This window comes from Caldichromatium japonicum, from assembly GCF_011290485.1.
GTDB lineage: Bacteria > Pseudomonadota > Gammaproteobacteria > Chromatiales > Chromatiaceae > Thermochromatium > Thermochromatium japonicum.
On record NZ_CP048029.1, the window covers coordinates 938,121 to 951,362 of the forward strand.

Sequence of the window (13,242 nt, forward strand, 5' to 3'; positions counted from 1 at the left end):
CGGGATGGTTGCCATGACCAAGTCGGAGTTGATCAATATCCTCGCCGCCGAACAGGACCAGCTTTCGCATAAGGACATCGAGGAGGCGGTCAAGAAGATCCTCGAATGTATGACCTTAGCCTTGGCTGCGGGCGAGCGGATCGAGATCCGTGGATTTGGCAGTTTTTCCTTGCACTATCGCCCGCCGCGCACCGGGCGCAACCCCAAGACAGGTGAGGCCGTAGCCCTTCCTGCTAAATATATCCCCCATTTCAAGCCCGGCAAGGAGCTGCGCGAGCGCGTCTATCAGGCATTTCTCAATGCCCAATATGGTGAGGCCACGCCTGAAACGCTCAAAGAATGTCGGCTTTCAGTTAATTGACAGGTGCTCAGCAGGCGCAGCGGATGCATGTTGTGCATCCCGCAGTCGGGCGCGGTGTCCAGGAAATAGGCAGGCGAAGCGCGATCCCTGCCCAAGCTTGCTGGTAATCATGAGGCGCCCTTCATGGCGGTTGATGACATGCTTGACGATCGCCAGCCCCAGGCCCGTCCCCCCCGATTCGCGCGAGCGCGCCCGATCTACGCGATAGAAGCGCTCGGTTAGACGCGGTAAATGCTCAGGGGCGATCCCTGGTCCGGTGTCAGAAACGCTCAATTCGATCCCCTCAGTACTGCGCCCCCAAGTGATCTCAATCTGGGTGCCTGGCGGGGTATGTTTGACCGCGTTGAAGATCAGATTGGAAAAGGCGCTGCGCAACTCGGCTGGACATCCCCACAGCAAGAGGTCATCTTCGATCTGGGTGGTGAAGCGATGTTGCCCTTGGCTGAGCGCCTGGGCCTCTTGGAGGATCAGATGCAGTTCATCTGCAACATCGACCGCCTCCTGCGCATCCAGACCATCGCCCATCTCTAGACGCGAGAGTGTCAAGAGGTCCTCGATGATCGAGCGCATGCGCTCGGTCTGATTGCGCATCAAGGTCAATGGCCGGCGATGGGCCGCAGGTGTATTGGGCGCATCTAGCAGGTTTTCGATGAACCCCGCGATCACGGTGAGAGGTGTGCGCAGCTCATGCGAGGCATTGGCGACAAAGTCGCGCCGGATCATGTTCAGGTGATAGATCTTGGTAATATCGCGTGCGACCATCAAACGCTGTTTTTTGCGCTCACCAAAAGGCGCGATGCGCAGCGACAGCATGATGGCTGGATTATGCTCGGGGGCGATATCGAGCGGACGCGCGTATTCACCCACCTCGATGAAGGGCAGGATCTCGGGCTGGCTCAGGATACTCGTCAAGCGGCGTCCATCGTCCGCGGGCCAATGGATGTTCAATAGCGAGGCAGCTGCTGGATTGGCCCATTCGATGCGGTGGTGTTTGTCGAGGATCACCAGGGCATCGGGGACAGCATTGGCGGCTTCGCGAAAACGCCGGCTGAAACGCAGCAGACGCTTGCGCCCTTTGCGCCCGCGCTGTTGATAACGTGCGATCCCGCGATAGATCTCGCCCCAGAGTCCGAGGGGAAAGGGCGGAGCGAGGCGACGCTGCCGCCAGATCAAGACCGCCAGGCGGGTCAAGAGATAGAGATGGCGCAGCAGGGGCGCGGCCACCACCCAAGGCCAGACCCAGAGCGGGTTGGCCCCGAGATCGAGGAGCAACAGCCCAAGCGAGAGGGGGGCGAGCAATAGGGATAGATCCAGCAGCACAGCCTGACCCAGTATGCTGCGCCAGATCCAATGACTTTTGGGTGTCTTCAAACCTTGTCCGAAAAGCGATAGCCCACCCCACGCACCGTCTGAAGCAGCCGGTCGTGTCCGGTCGGCGCGAGCGCCTTGCGTAGACGGCGAATATGGACGTCCACGGTGCGTTCCTCGACATAGACCTGATCCCCCCAAACCTGGTCGAGGAGCTGGGAGCGGCTGAAGGCGCGATCGGCATGGGTCATGAAGAAATGTAATAAACGGTACTCGGTCGGCGCGACCTCGACCGGCTGTCCGTTGGCAGTGACCCGATGGCTGAGGTTGTCGATCAGCAGACCGTTCATCTCGATCTGGTCGCTCGGCTCTTCCAAGCGGGCACGCCGCATCACTGCCTTGACCCGTGCCACCAGTTCGCGCGGTGAGAAGGGCTTGGGGATGTAATCATCGGCGACATCAAGTCCCCGCACCCGATCGCCTTCCTCCCCGCGCGCGCTGACCATAATGATCGGAATGGAGCGGGTCTTGGGATTTTGTTTGAGCTGCTGGGCCAATTCCAACCCTGAGCGCCCGGGCAGCATCCAATCGAGCAGGATCAGGTCAGGGGTCTCTTGGTTGAGCAGCTTGCGGGCCTCATCGGCGTGCCCTGCCTCGATGACCTGAAACTCGGCGCCCTCGAGCGCAAAGCGGATGACCTCCCGAATATCCGGCTCGTCATCGATGACAAGGATGGTCGTCATGCGTGCATCGTTCACTGAAACATGCGGGCATACTGGCAATTTTATTGAGGATCAATGACGATTCGATGACGATAGAGACTGAGAGAAACGCGCGATGGCAGATGGGGATGCAGGTTGCCAGCGGCTGACCAGGATGATCGCCAGGGTCGCCGCGAGGATCCCGGGGACGATTTCATAGAGCACCCCACCCGCCAGCTGGTGCCAGATGAGCACCGTCAGACCCCCGGCCAGGATTCCGGCTAGCGCCCCATAGCCGCTCATCCGCGGCCAATAGAGTGACAAGACCAGGGTGGGACCAAAGGCCGCGCCGAACCCCGCCCAGGCATAGGCGACGAGCTCGAGGACTAGCGAATCGGGGTCCAGGGCAATGGCGAAGGCGATCGCCGAGACACCCACCACTGCGAGCCGCCCGATCCGCACCAGCTCAGTCTGGTCGGCCTGACGGCGCAACAGCGTGCGATAGAGGTCCTCGGTAAAGGTCGATGAACAGACCAATAGCTGGGAATCTGCCGTGCTCATGATCGCCGCTAGGATCGCCGCCAGCATCACCCCGGCGAGCAAGGGGGGAAAGAGCTGGTTGACCAGGACGATGAAGACCGTTTCCCTTGACTCTGGGGTCAAGGGCGGTGCGATCAACGAGGCCCCGGTCAGGCCGGTGAGCATGGCGCCAGCGAGGGTTAGCGCCACCCAGCCGACCGCGATCTGGCGCGCCGTCGCGATCCGGTCAGGTGAGGCGATTGCCTGAAAGCGCGCCAGGATATGCGGTTGTCCAAAATAGCCCAACCCCCAGGCGGCAAGCGATAGTATCCCCAATGTCCCCAATGCCTGTCCCTGACCGTTATACCAGGGCGCAAGCAGCCGAGGGTCGGTCTCCTGGAGATGGGCTAGGGATCCCTCGATCCCGCCGAGCTGAGAGAGCGCGACCAGCGGGACCAGGATCAGGGCCAAGGCCATCAGGAGCCCCTGAAAGACATCGGTCCAGGAGACGGCGAGAAACCCACCGATCGCCGTATAGACCAGGATCGAAAGCAGGGTGAGGGCCACGGCCAAGGGATAAGGCACCCCGAAGACCGAGGCGAAGAGCTTGCCACCAGCGACCAGGCCAGAGGCGGTATAGATGCTAAAAAACAACAGGGTCACCCCGGCGCTCAGGAGACGCAAAGGGATCGCCCCCTCTTCAAAGCGGTTGGCGAGATATTCGGGCAGGGTCAGGGCCTGTCCATAGGCGGTACCCAGGATACGCAGGCGTTTGGCTACAAACCGCCAATTGAGCCAGGTCCCAAGCAACAACCCCCCTGCCAGCCATAGCGACCCCAGACCTGCGGCATAGGCAAGCCCCGGCAGCCCCAGAAGCAGCCAGCCGCTCATATCCGAGGCGCTGGCGCTCAAGGCCGCAACCCCGCTGCCCAGGCGCTGTCCACCCAAGATATAATCAGCGAGGTCGCGGGTGCGCCGATAGGCGATCCAGCCGATCCACCAGGTAAAGGCGAAATACACTGCGAAGGCCAGGGCGATGAGCAGGGTGCGTTCATTCATACTAAGAAATTCTCCTGATAGCGCAGGATGAGTTCGCGCTGGGTGCGCAGGCCGTCCTCGATCTCAAGATTCCAGCCCAAACGCAGCAAGAGCTGCTGCTGTTCGGGCAGAAAACAGGTGATACCCGCCAAGGCGCGGGTGTTGTCGGACGCATCCCCTTGCTCGACCCCGCCGATGCGGGTCGCACCACCGCGATTGATCTGACCGCCGAGATGCAGGTGCCAGGCGGAGGTGATCCGCCAGCGCAGATAGCCGGTGAGCGCTAGGCTGGGTTCTTGTCTGAGCCCAAGCCCGCCGGCGTGATCCGGGTTGTCGCCATACCAGGCGATCTCGGGGACAAGCTCGAGGAGCAAGCGGGGATTCAGGTCCTTTTGCCAGCCGCCGAGAAAGACGAAGCGCCAGCGATTCTCACCTGAGTTGAGGCGGTGGAGGGGATCATAGTCGCCGGTGGGGGCAATCAGCATGGCGCTGAGGCCGAGATAGTTGGCGCTCGCCTTGTCGTTGATCAGCCAGCCGGTGAGGGCCAGGCGCAGGGCCAGGGCCTGGGTGTCGAGCCGCCCCGCCGCTAGCCGCTCGCCGTCGCGATAGGGCCTCGACTGGGCGCGGTCGATGGCATAAAGGGCAAGCGCCGTGGTGCCCGGCGCAAGCGGGAAATAATCCCCTGGCAGGACCTCGTTGACCGCGGCCTGGGCGCAGGCGGCATATAGCCCGAGGGATAAAGCGGCGAGGGATGGGCGCGGATGCATCAGGTCATGAGCCTCCTCGGTATGGGGTCTGATTGAGCCAAGCCGGGCAAGCCCCTTCAAGGGTCGGCATGGGTTCGGGGCCGGGCCATGGCGAAGGATTGAGGTGGCGCCGAGACCACTTGATCGCGCCCGGCGCGCTTGGCCTCGTACAGGGCCCCGTCGGCACGCTCGATGGTCTTTTCGAGCATCGATCTATCATCCTGGATCTTTTCCTCGGCGGTCATATTCGGTCATATTCCTGCGCTTGCGCCGCTCCTCTGGGGTCTCGGGGCGATGCTCATGGGTTGCGACCCAATACTCACCGAGTAGAGCGTCAGGCCCTCGCTGGGTGTCTCGAGGACGAGACGGATGCGCTCGGCGATCTGGGCGGCCTCTTTTGCACAGGTATCAGGGAGGATTACGAGGAATTCCTTGCCCCCCATTCGCCCTAGCATGTCCGTGGTGCGCAGAATCTTTTGGGTCCGTGCAACCAGATCGCACAGTACGCGATCCCCCTCGCTGTGACGGAAGCGGTCATTGATTGACTTGAAGTGATCGATGTCTATGAACAGCACCGAGAGCGGGGCTGGGAGCGTCGCTGACGCTCGAACTCGCGTTGGCCCTGTTGCATTAACGCACGGCGGTTGAGGGCGCCGGTGAGCGGGTCTTTGAGTGACAACTTGGACAGCTCAGCAAAGATCATCTGTTGCCCGAGGAAAAAGACGTTCAAGCTCAGCAAGAAGTTTAAAATGGCCTGGGTGAGGAGATAAATCGCTTGATAGGGGTTGGGGTCGAACAGCTTGGAGTCTGCCGATGTGGAGAGTGCGAGCGTCAACAAGAGAAAACGCGCGATCAGGGTTTGGCGGTCATGGTGCCAGACTAAGACAAAATGATTGAGCTGGATAAACGCACAGGAGAGGCATATGGTGATCGCCCGCCAGCGATCGTCAGGCCAGAGGGTCCAATAGAAGAGGAACGCCTCAGCGAGCAGTAAAATCGCCCAGGGCCAGCGTGCGATCGGCTGGGCGAAGAAACGCTGGCTGCCCTGATATAACAGATCGGCCCCCAGGATCAGAAGACCATTAGCGAGCGGGATGCTAACGATATCGGGGATATGGCCGCGCATGGCGAACAAGAAGACCGAGAAGAAATAGGACAATTTGGGAGCTTGCCCAGTGTTTCATTCCTGGGATGGCATGCTGGTGATGGCGCACCACATGGAGGAGCATCAGGAAAAAAGCGCGTTAAAAAAGCGCGTTAAAGAAGGCGCTCAACAGAATGGTACCGCACAGGTCGATCGGCGTCAGGATCATGAATGTTTCTCATCTAAGGTGGGATCAAAGATCGCGATGAGTCCTATCGTAGTCGCGAGATCCCATGTATCTTGTTGTTCCTAGTCTTTTGTCCAAAGAATATGATGTAAGCCCTGAGAATGATTGATTCAGACAATGCTTAAACGCTGCGTTAGGTCCTCTTCTCAATCGTGCGCATAGTGCTATGTCATATGCAAGTGAGGCTGCATAAATCGTTCACAGTCACTGACATGGCGAGGGGCTGTTCACAGTGGGTGAAGTCTGGTCATATCCTGACTTTTGCGCAGGAGTCAGGATGGAGCGGAAGATGTTATGAGATGAGCGGTGGGCACGCATTGAGCAGCTGTTACCGGGGAAGAAGAGCGATCCGGGTTGCACAGCGAGGGACAACCGGCGCGTTGTCAAAGCCGTGCTCTGGATCATGCGCACCGGCTGTCTGTGGCGCGATTTGCCAGCCGAGCTGGGCCACTGGCACCGGACATATGTGCGTTTCTCGCGCTGGCGCGAGAAAGGTGTTTAGGAGCGCGTGGCCGCCGCACTGCAAGGCGATGCCGACATGGAGCATCTGTTCATCGACTCGACCATCGTGCGCGCCCACTCACATTCTGCTGGCGCCCCAAAAAAGCGGGCCAACAGGAAATCGGTCGCTTGCGGGGCGGGTTGACGACCAAACTGCACGTTGCGGTGGATGCCTTGGGCAATCCGCTGCGCGTCATTCTCTCGGCAGGGCAGGTCGCCGACATCGAGCAGGCCGCGGCGTTAATCCAGGACCAACCGACCGAGTGCGTCATTGCCGACAAGGGTTACGACTCGGATGCCCTTGTCGAAACGGTGACCGCACAGGGCAGCCAGGCGGTCATCCCCCCACGCTCCAACCGACTCAATCCGCGCTCGTTCAACCGGCATCTCTACAAAAACCGCAATCTGATCAAGCGCTTCTTCTGTCGCATCCAGCAATTCAGACGCATCGCCACGCGCTACGACAAGCTCGCCTCGTCTTCCCTGTCGTTCGTTTATCTGGCTTGCACCATCGCCTGATTGACTTGATTGAGAACAGACCCTAATAAAGCATTCTAGTCCAAAGGAGCCCCTGATGAGTGCAGGCGAGGTCATCAAGTCCGAGCCGATCTATCGAGGCAAGGTCATCGAGGTCGCGGTCGAGACCGTGGAGTTACCCAACGGTAGACAGGCAGTCTTGGAGATGGTGCATCACCCGGGAGGGGCGGCAATCGTGGCCCTGGATGATCAGGAGCGGGTCTGCCTGTTGCGCCAATACCGCCATGCCGCCGGCGGTTGGATCTGGGAGTTACCCGCCGGGCGCTGCGAACCGGATGAGACACCGCTAACGACTGCCCAGCGTGAGCTAGGCGAGGAAGCGGGCCTTATGGCTGCGGAATGGATCGAGCTTGGGCCGATGTATAGCTCGCCTGGGATCTTCACCGAGGTCATCCATCTCTGGCTGGCGCGGGGTCTGAGCGAAGCGGCACATGCCCATGAACCGGGAGAGGTGATCGAGATCCATCGTCTGCCCTTAAGCCAGGCGCTCGACTGGTGCGATGATGGGATCATCGCCGACAGCAAGACCCTGATCGGTCTGTATCGGACCGCGGCCTATCTCAGGGATCGGGCCGAGTTTTTGTCGGAAGGTGCCGGCTGTTAGTGAATGATGCGCCTGCCATCAATCGCTCTGTGCCCCAACCTCTGGCTGGCCCATTCGCCGCCCCAACGATCCCCTATACACCTGTCCGACAGATGCCCATGACCCATGAACTCGATCAAAACAGCGAACCGGATTGGGACACCCCGCTGACCCTAAACCTGACCCCAGCCCTGTTGATCCATGCCCTGATGTCCACGGCGAGCGCCGTGCATACCGGCTGGGCAAGCTGTATCGACGCCAGCCTCGTCCTTTCCGAACAGACGGCGATGGACGAGCAGTCGGGGAACTATGTCCGTTTGGTCGAGCAGGAGTTCGCCGATGAAGAGCAGGGGGAGATGCTCTGGCGCGACTGGACGCTCGAGATCCGCATCGGTCCGGTCCTGATCACCGGCCATTGGCAGTTGCCGGCTAATGCCCCCCCTGCCGCTTGGGATTGGCATGGGCAAGAGGCTGAACGCGCCTTCGAGCGCGCCTGTATCCTGGTCGGACGGCGGGTGCGGCGGGTACTGGCGGTCGAGGACCCCGTCCGTGATGAAGCAGATACACCGCCGGTGCGTCGGCATTAAGCGAGGTGGGCCCATGAAGGTCAAGGTCGATATCGATATCAGCCCCGAAGAGGTCCGTAGGCTCTTTGGCCTGCCAGACCTCGAGTCATTCCAGCGCCAGATCCTGGATGACATCCGCGAGCGGATGCGCGCCGGCGTCGAGGGCTATGATCCGCTCAAGCTCTATGAGCCCTATCTCAAGGGCACCCTGGCTTCATGGGATCTGTTCCAGCGGATGCTGGTCAGGATGGTTACCCCTGCCGCCACCAGCAAGCCAGGTGAGGGCAGTGATCAGACGGATGCCTAGGAAAACGCTGAAACAGTCCCCTATCGTCATTCCGGCGAATGCTGGAATCCAGAAAGATCAGTGGAGATGCGAAGGCAGCGGGGACAGGGCTGCGCATTCATCAGCGCCCTCCCTATGAAGGGCACTGTAGCTTCCAGCACCCATGAGGATCCGGCTTTTGCGCCTCAGGCCACTGATGCCCCTCAGCCAGAAGAAGGCAAGCACATGAAGACCGTCTGGGTGATCGGTCGCTGGCAAGATAGGCCGCCTATCGGTTTGGGCCTGTGGTTGGGCTGCTGGGTCTGCGCCATGCTGCTGAACGGCGGATTGATTCGCGCCCAGGAGTGCACTGAGGGGACAGGCGCGCCCATCCCCGACCCCCGCTATCTCCCGCTCCAGGACGGTACCGTCTATGACGGGCATACGGGACTGATGTGGAAACAATGCCCGGAAGGGACGGGTGGGATCGGCTGTGCGATGGGCGAGGCGCTGCGGCTGAGATTCAAGGATGCCGATGCTCTGGCACACGAATCGCGCTTTGCCGGTCATGCCGACTGGCGCCTGCCGACCCGGGTGGAGCTGCGTTCACTGCTTAGGCGCGGTTGCTATGGGATGGTGATCGATAGTGTGACCTTTCCCCGCACCCCGCCAGGCCGTTTTTGGACCGCCGATCCTGCCGGTTTCTATCCGGACAGCGCCTGGACGTTGGACTTTCGCACCGGTCATCTTGGTTATGGTATGCCTCGCGATCTGGGCTATATACGCCTGGTGCGCGATGCCCCGGGTTGTACCCCGGGGCGCCCCGCGACCTGTTTGCCCTATCCCGATCGCGAGGCCGAGCCGCATGACCGCACCGAAGGGGAAGGGGATGGGGCATCGGTCGAGACACCGGCATCCCCGCTGCGCTCGCTGGATGTCAAGTGAGGGATGGTGTCGTCTCCCCAGGTGGTTGAGGATCTAGATTGCACCATTGCCATCCTTTATGACCCCGAGGTGAGCCGGTAGGGTGTCTCCAGGACCTGGCCATCGAGATAGACCCGCCTATCTGAGCCGAGCCACAGCCGCCCTTCGGCAAACCAACGTACGGCGAGCGGATAGATGACATGTTCCTGGGCGAGCACCCGTGCCGCCAGGGTTTGTGGCGTATCATCGGGGAGTACGGGGACGACCGCTTGGATGATCACGGGCCCGCCGTCAAGCTCGGCGGTGACGAAATGGACGCTGGCGCCATGTTCGCTGTCACCTGCTGCAAGGGCCCGTTCATGGGTATGCAGGCCGCGGTATTTGGGCAAGAGGGAGGGATGGATATTGAGCATCCGGCCCAGATAACACGCGACAAAGGGGGGCGTGAGGATGCGCATGAAACCGGCTAAAACCACCAAGCCAGGGTCATGATCATCGATCACCCGCGCCAGTTCGCTCTCGAAGCTCGCGCGGTCCGGATAAGCGCGATGATCGACCACGGCAATAGGGATGGCACGACGCTTGGCGCGCTCCAGGCCAAAGGCCCCAGGCGCGTTGCTCACCACGGCCACGATCTCAAAGGGGGCACCTGAGATCTGGGCATCGATCAGGGCCTGGAGATTGGTCCCGCTGCCCGAGATCAGGACCACGACCCGCAGGGTCTCATGCTCAGATGCCATCGCCTCAACCCTGATAGATCACCCGTGGCAGGCCCTCGCCCGCCTCGATCCGTCCGATCACCCAGGCGGTTTCACCCTGGGCCTGTAAGAGCGCAAGTGCCGCCTCCACCGCCGCCTCCGGCAGACAGATGACCATCCCGACACCGCAATTGAAGGCGCGCAGCATCTCCTCTTCAGCCACCCCGCCTTGCGCCTGGAGCCAGTCAAAGATCGCCGGACGCCGCCAACTCTTGCGCTCGATCAGGGCCTGGGTTCCAGGAGGCAAGACGCGCGGCAGGTTCTCTGTGAGTCCACCGCCGGTGATATGGGCGAGGGCATGGACCGGCTGGTTCTTAAGGAGTGCCAGAATCGAGCGAACATAGATGCGGGTCGGCGCCAGCAGGACCTCACCGAGACTGCCCCCCTCCCAAGGCTGCTCAAGGCCAATCCCTTGCTGGGCGATGATCCGCCGGATCAGCGAATAGCCATTCGCATGCGGGCCGGATGAGGCCAGTCCGATCAGGAGATCGCCAGGCTGGACCCGCTCGGGGCGGATGATCGCCTCCTTCTCGACGATCCCGACGCAAAAGCCGGCCAGATCATAGTCGCCCGGCGCATAGATCCCCGGCATCTCGGCGGTCTCGCCACCAACCAGGGCGCAGCCAGCCAGCTTGCAACCCTGGGCGATGCCGGCGATGACCGATTCGGCAACAGCGACCTCCAGGCGGCTGGTGGCATAATAATCGAGAAAGAACAAGGGCTCGGCGCCGCTGACCAGGACATCATTGACGCACATGGCGACCAGGTCGATGCCGATGGTCTCATGTCGCCCCAGGGCGATGGCCAGCTTGAGCTTGGTCCCCACCCCATCCGTACCCGAGACCAAGACCGGTTGGCGGAAACGGTCCAGGGGAAGCTCAAAGAGCGCGCCGAAGCCGCCCAATCCCTCTAACACCCCGGGGCGGGCGGTGGCGGCGGCATGCGGTTTGATGCGTTCGACGAGCCGGTTACCGGCATCGATATCGACACCGGCATCGCGATAGCTGAGGTTGACTGGGTCCTGATCGGTCACGGGGTCTCTCCACTCCCAAAACAACCGCGCTAGTATAAACGGTGACAGACGCGACCCGATCGCTTTTGCTGTATTCCAGAGTACCTATGGGATTCTGCAAGCTCAGCGACCTCCCCAACCTCATCAGCATTGCACGCCTGATTGCCGTCATCCCTGTTGTCTATCTGCTCATCCGCCATGAGTTCGGTTGGGCCTTGGTGTTGTTCTTGATCGCCGGTCTGTCAGATGGGTTGGATGGTTATCTCGCCAAACGCTATGGCTGGCAGAGCCGACTCGGCGGTCTGCTCGACCCATTGGCCGACAAGACCCTTTTGGTGTGCTGTTTTCTGGTGCTCGGCGCCCAGGGGCTGATCCCGCTGTGGCTCGTCCTAGCAGCGATCTTTCGCGACATAGTGATCATCAGCGGGGCATTGCTCTACAACTATGGGATCGGTGAGGTCGAGGCTGCGCCCATCCTGACCAGCAAGATCAACACCGCAGTGCAGATTATCCTGGTCATCGCCGTCATCTTCGATGCGGGCCTTTATGATCTCCCCGAGGGTCTGATTGCGGCGCTGAGTTGGCTCTGCCTGCTAACCGTTGCGGTCAGCGGTGTGCAATACGTCTGGATCTGGGGGCGCAAGGCCATCGCCCGGGGCTGGCGGCGGGGCTGATCATGGCCGATCCAGCATGATCCGGCGCAGGAGTTGGATGCTGGGTGGCCGCTGCTCGCGTAGGCTGAGGCTGTCGAGCCGCGCGAGCAGCTCGAGCAAGGAGGCTGGATCGCGCGCATGATGGTTCATGATGAACTGCACCAACTCTGGCGGTAGATCTAGGCCGCGCCGATGGGCAGATTCAATCAACAATTGCCTGCAATCGCCTTCCGCGAGGGGTATGAGGCGGTAACGCGGCCCCCAGGCCAGGCGCGAAACCAGATCGGGCAAGGCGAAAGGCAGGGCCTCGGGCGCGGTGCGGACGGCGCAGAGGAGCGCTCGCCCCCGCTCGCGCAGCCGGTTAAAAAGGGTAAAGAGTGCCCGTTCCCAGTCAGGATCGCCGACAATGCAATGTAGATCATCGATCGCCACCAGATCAAGCCATTCCAGGTCCTCGAGCAAGGCGGGATCGAGACCCGTGAATCCCAAGGGGATGAAATGCGCCTGGCGTTGGGCACGCACGGCGGCTTGGCAGGCAGCCTGCAACAGATGGCTCTTACCGGTACCGCTGGTGCCGACCAGCAATAGATAGGGCTCACCCTGCCCGCCGGCTAGAGCCGCCACCGCAGCGAGCGCTTCGGCGTTCGGCCCTGGGAAATAGGTCTCCAGGGTCGGCTCCTGGCGCATCTCGAGCGGTAGATGGAGCTGCACGGGAGACACATGTACAGGCTGATCAGTCTTCCTTCAGACGCAGGGCCGTGACTGCCAGGCGCCGCCCGAGCGCCTGACAGAGTCGCTTTTCTTCGTCGGACAGGGGCAGATTGCTGTCGATGCCGGCGAGATGCGAGGGTCCATAAGGGGTGCCACCGCTGCGCGTATGCAAAAGATCCCCTTCGCTATAGGGTAAGCCCAGGATCAGCATCCCATGATGCAGGAGGGGCAGCATCATGCTGAGCAGGGTCGATTCCTGGCCACCGTGTAGGCTCGAGGTCGAGGCAAAGACCGCCGCCGGTTTGCCGGCAAGCGCCCCAGCCATCCACAGACTGCCTGTGCCATCGAGAAAATATTTCAATGGTGCGGCCATGTTGCCGAAACGGGTCGGGCTGCCTAGGGCGAGACCTGAGCAATCGCGCAGATCATCGAGCGTCGCATAGGGGGGACCGCTATCGGGGATGGGAGGCTCGACGGCCTCGCAGACCGCGGAGACCGGAGGGACGGTACGCAGCCGCGCCTCCAGCCCTGCTGCCTCGACCCCGCGGGCGATCTGGTGGGCCATCTCTGCGGTGGCGCCGTGGCGGCTGTAATACAAAATCAGGATATAGCTCATGATGGACCGACCTCGTTGATTCCCGAGACAATAATTTAAACATCCGGCATCCAGGCGCGCCAATCACCCTTGAGCGGTCGGGCCGGATCGATGACGGCGTATTGCAACGAGG

The 13,242-nt window shown here is 61.3% G+C and carries 17 protein-coding genes and 1 pseudogene; 7 read left to right on the top strand and 11 right to left on the bottom strand.

The window, feature by feature from the left end; genetic code table 11:
- Positions 1-13 precede the first annotated feature (13 nt).
- On the top strand, positions 14-361 hold the full coding sequence (locus tag GWK36_RS04620; RefSeq protein ID WP_166270151.1) for an integration host factor subunit beta: 348 nt from the start codon (positions 14-16) through the stop codon (positions 359-361).
- On the opposite strand, the gene phoR is transcribed toward GWK36_RS04620, so the two are convergent.
- Genes phoR through GWK36_RS04655 form a run of 7 tightly spaced genes read right to left on the bottom strand, consistent with a single transcriptional unit; the run spans position 350 to position 5,832 of the window.
- Positions 350-1,732 carry a phosphate regulon sensor histidine kinase PhoR gene (gene phoR, locus GWK36_RS04625; RefSeq protein ID WP_246237683.1) on the bottom strand — a complete coding sequence of 461 codons (1,383 nt, stop codon included), beginning with the start codon at positions 1,730-1,732 and terminating at the stop codon, positions 350-352. The two genes, GWK36_RS04620 and phoR, sit on opposite strands and share 12 nt — an antisense overlap.
- Positions 1,729-2,412, bottom strand: a complete 684-nt coding sequence (phoB, locus tag GWK36_RS04630; protein ID WP_166270152.1) for a phosphate regulon transcriptional regulator PhoB — start codon at positions 2,410-2,412, stop codon at positions 1,729-1,731. Before phoB ends, phoR begins: the two co-directional genes overlap by 4 nt.
- Positions 2,413-2,463: 51 nt before the next feature.
- The gene (gene putP / locus GWK36_RS04635; RefSeq protein WP_166270153.1) at positions 2,464-3,948 is read right to left on the bottom strand and encodes a sodium/proline symporter PutP; all 1,485 of its coding nucleotides are present in this window, start codon (positions 3,946-3,948) and stop codon (positions 2,464-2,466) included.
- Complete coding sequence (locus tag GWK36_RS04640; protein ID WP_166270154.1) at positions 3,945-4,694, bottom strand: transporter; 750 nt, start codon at positions 4,692-4,694, stop codon at positions 3,945-3,947. Before GWK36_RS04640 ends, putP begins: the two co-directional genes overlap by 4 nt.
- 56 nt (positions 4,695-4,750) lie before the next feature.
- The gene (locus GWK36_RS04645; RefSeq protein ID WP_166270155.1) at positions 4,751-4,918 is read right to left on the bottom strand and encodes a hypothetical protein; all 168 of its coding nucleotides are present in this window, start codon (positions 4,916-4,918) and stop codon (positions 4,751-4,753) included.
- Between the two features lie 6 nt (positions 4,919-4,924).
- Positions 4,925-5,248 (bottom strand): GGDEF domain-containing protein, encoded by a 324-nt coding sequence (locus GWK36_RS16005; protein WP_166270156.1) that lies wholly within the window; start codon positions 5,246-5,248, stop codon positions 4,925-4,927.
- Positions 5,236-5,832 carry a hypothetical protein gene (locus GWK36_RS04655; RefSeq protein ID WP_166270157.1) on the bottom strand — a complete coding sequence of 199 codons (597 nt, stop codon included), beginning with the start codon at positions 5,830-5,832 and terminating at the stop codon, positions 5,236-5,238. Before GWK36_RS04655 ends, GWK36_RS16005 begins: the two co-directional genes overlap by 13 nt.
- 488 nt (positions 5,833-6,320) lie before the next feature.
- On the opposite strand from GWK36_RS04655, the pseudogene GWK36_RS04660 reads away from it, so the two are divergent.
- From GWK36_RS04660 to GWK36_RS04680, 5 genes and pseudogenes are all read left to right on the top strand, one after another.
- Positions 6,321-7,024: pseudogene (locus tag GWK36_RS04660) on the top strand (IS5 family transposase).
- A gap of 55 nt (positions 7,025-7,079) precedes the next feature.
- Positions 7,080-7,646, top strand: a complete 567-nt coding sequence (locus tag GWK36_RS04665; protein ID WP_166270158.1) for an NUDIX hydrolase — start codon at positions 7,080-7,082, stop codon at positions 7,644-7,646.
- Between the two features lie 98 nt (positions 7,647-7,744).
- Entirely contained in the window at positions 7,745-8,212 is a 468-nt protein-coding gene (locus tag GWK36_RS04670; protein ID WP_166270159.1) for a hypothetical protein, read from the top strand.
- A gap of 13 nt (positions 8,213-8,225) precedes the next feature.
- Positions 8,226-8,498, top strand: a complete 273-nt coding sequence (locus GWK36_RS04675; protein WP_166270160.1) for a DUF6489 family protein — start codon at positions 8,226-8,228, stop codon at positions 8,496-8,498.
- 204 nt (positions 8,499-8,702) lie between these two features.
- Positions 8,703-9,401, top strand: coding sequence for an Lcl C-terminal domain-containing protein (locus GWK36_RS04680; protein WP_246237685.1), 699 nt, complete (start codon positions 8,703-8,705; stop codon positions 9,399-9,401).
- A 56-nt stretch (positions 9,402-9,457) separates the two neighbouring features.
- Here the strand turns inward: GWK36_RS04680 and purN are convergent, their stop codons facing one another.
- Entirely contained in the window at positions 9,458-10,120 is a 663-nt protein-coding gene (gene purN, locus GWK36_RS04685; RefSeq protein WP_166270161.1) for a phosphoribosylglycinamide formyltransferase, read from the bottom strand.
- A 4-nt stretch (positions 10,121-10,124) separates the two neighbouring features.
- Positions 10,125-11,171, bottom strand: a complete 1,047-nt coding sequence (gene purM / locus GWK36_RS04690) for a phosphoribosylformylglycinamidine cyclo-ligase (RefSeq protein WP_210756861.1) — start codon at positions 11,169-11,171, stop codon at positions 10,125-10,127.
- An 86-nt stretch (positions 11,172-11,257) separates the two neighbouring features.
- Between purM and GWK36_RS04695 the strand changes: the two genes are divergently transcribed.
- Entirely contained in the window at positions 11,258-11,824 is a 567-nt protein-coding gene (locus GWK36_RS04695) for a CDP-alcohol phosphatidyltransferase family protein (protein ID WP_166270163.1), read from the top strand.
- Here the strand turns inward: GWK36_RS04695 and hda are convergent, their stop codons facing one another.
- Both hda and wrbA read right to left on the bottom strand, forming a co-directional pair.
- Complete coding sequence (gene hda, locus GWK36_RS04700) at positions 11,825-12,523, bottom strand: DnaA regulatory inactivator Hda (protein ID WP_246237687.1); 699 nt, start codon at positions 12,521-12,523, stop codon at positions 11,825-11,827. It lies immediately after the preceding gene.
- Positions 12,524-12,536: 13 nt separating this feature from the next.
- Complete coding sequence (gene wrbA / locus GWK36_RS04705) at positions 12,537-13,130, bottom strand: NAD(P)H:quinone oxidoreductase (protein ID WP_166270164.1); 594 nt, start codon at positions 13,128-13,130, stop codon at positions 12,537-12,539.
- Positions 13,131-13,242: the final 112 nt, after the last annotated feature.